Source organism: Microcoleus sp. (genome assembly GCF_049646505.1).
Taxonomy (GTDB): domain Bacteria; phylum Cyanobacteriota; class Cyanobacteriia; order Cyanobacteriales; family Microcoleaceae; genus Microcoleus.
Map to the genome: position 1 here is coordinate 1 of NZ_JBARVX010000371.1, position 2075 is coordinate 2075.

Below are 2075 nucleotides of genomic sequence, written 5' to 3' on the forward strand. Positions count from 1 at the left end.
TGTTGGTAGAGGTAGCAGATAGCACGGTTAATTATGACCGGGATGTGAAAGTACCGAATTATGCGCGATCGGGCATTCAGGAAGTTTGGTTGTGGGATCTTGAGGTTAATTGTTTAGAAGTTTACCGCGATGCGACGGCTGATGGCTACACTTCCATGCAAAAATTTGAGCGGGGAGAACAAGTTTCGCCGCTAGCTTTTCCTGAGTTTGTAGTGAGTGTTGATTTAATCTTGGGTTAGGGCGATCGCACTTTTGGTAAAATATAACTTACAATTCAGACCTTGCACCCTACAGGAATTCCGTGATTATTTACTGCATTGATTTTCGATCAACTCAATTACCTTAATCGCCCGTTCGTAGTAACCTTTTATTTGACTGTAGCTGATTCCAACTGAATCACCATGCGCTATCTTATTCCTGTTATTGGCAATACTATCAACTGCATCTTTTAGTTCACCTTCTGTTTTGCACCTCAGATCATTTGCCCAATCTTTGTCAAACAACCCTGTTAATTGAAGAATTTTCTCCATCTTAGGATTCTGAAAATCCTGTAGCTTCCCCTCAACAAAGTTAGCCACTTGTGGTATAGCTTTATCTTTAGCATACTCTCTATAAATTATACGCACAGAAGTCTCTAAAAATCCCGATACTAAAACACATAAATACCTAGCCCAATGAGATTGAAGATAGGTATCTGCCTCGAAAGCTGTAACTTTTTCAAACAAATAGTCAAGTTCCTGCTTATTCCTGCTGATTTCTTGATTTTTCATTACAAGGCAGCAAAAGCTTGGGTAGCAATTTCAATCCTACCATTAACAGCATCCTTCTCAGTAGTACGTGCTGTGTCAACTGTAAAACGGCGGAAATTTTCGTCATTTAAAAGTTTTTGATATATATCTTTTAATCTTTCAGTATTGTCAATTTTACCTTTTTCTAATCTGCGGGCTATACCTATCATCACAGCATCAAAGACAGCAGCATTAATCATTTTTTTTGGCTTGAAAGCTTGAGCGCCTAAAGATTGATGAATGACCTGAATAGTTTGCTCAAATGCTTGTCTTATTTGAGGCTGTGAATGTAACTTTAACCCTTGATTTTCACCCATAAATTGATTGAGAAATTCTTTCATTGGCTTCTGATAATTATCACCATTAAAATAAAGTGCTAAGAATCGCAGAATAAGTTCTTCATCCCGCATCCTTGTGTCAGATTTTCCAAAAATATCTCGCCATGAATTATTTTGGTTAAGTTGTTGAAGTAAATCTTTGAATTTGCCATGATAAATACAGGCTCTAATTTCTTGAGATGCGAGTATTTTACCTCCTGTATTCAAGCGTTCAAAAATCTGATAGATGCTACTGTTATCATCAGAAGGCTCATCTTGCTTGACAATCGTAGCGTGTAATATCGAATCATCCAATCTCCGCCGATGTTCTGATGGCAAAGAGTTGTATGTAACCCCCTCAAACTCTGACTGCACATCTTTTAGGGCAAACTCTTTTTTGGTAGGTGCAAAAATTCCCTCATAGAAATACTGAAGTGTACGCAACCTCTGTAATCCATCAATCACTAACAATTTCTGTGTGTCTTGCTCTTTTGATAGAAATATTCCTGGAACCGGAAGACCTAGCAAAAGAGATTCGATAAAACGGGAGGCATCCTTAATGTTCCACACATAAGCCCTTTGGAATGAAGGGACATATATGCTGCCGTCTTGGATGCGTTTAACAAGACTATCAAGGGTATAGTCCGCTCCATAACTGGTGATATAGTATCTGAAGATAATTTTTTCATCAGACTCCTCTTCCACAGTATTTTCAATGAAGTTTTCCTCGTCGATAGTTTCTGGCTCTTGTCTCGTAATTGTCTGACCTTCATCTGACATACTGCTTTACCTACTCTCATTAACTCTTATTGTAGCAAATCTTCTTTCACCCTCGATCGCGAACCTCATCTATCTCTCAATATTAAGATTTCCTTAGTTGCTGCCGTCGCGGACAGAAATCGGTGATACAATCAATAGCTTAGCTAGGGGTGCCCGAAAGTCCGGGCTGAGAAAACACCCTTAGAACCTG

General features: G+C 38.9%; 3 protein-coding genes. 1 reads left to right on the forward strand and 2 read right to left on the reverse strand.

All coding sequences use genetic code 11. The annotated features are described in order from the left end of the window. Nucleotides 1-239: Uma2 family endonuclease (locus WBA89_RS18785; RefSeq protein WP_424408726.1), on the forward strand; the 239-nt coding region annotated here is incomplete at its 5' end. A gap of 66 nt (nucleotides 240-305) precedes the next feature. On the opposite strand, the gene WBA89_RS18790 is transcribed toward WBA89_RS18785, so the two are convergent. After that, the gene (locus tag WBA89_RS18790) at nucleotides 306-770 is read right to left on the reverse strand and encodes a HEPN domain-containing protein (RefSeq protein ID WP_424408727.1); all 465 of its coding nucleotides are present in this window, start codon (nucleotides 768-770) and stop codon (nucleotides 306-308) included. After that, the gene (locus tag WBA89_RS18795) at nucleotides 770-1885 is read right to left on the reverse strand and encodes a DUF262 domain-containing protein (RefSeq protein ID WP_424408728.1); all 1116 of its coding nucleotides are present in this window, start codon (nucleotides 1883-1885) and stop codon (nucleotides 770-772) included. Before WBA89_RS18795 ends, WBA89_RS18790 begins: the two co-directional genes overlap by 1 nt. Between the last annotated feature and the right edge of the window lie 190 nt (nucleotides 1886-2075).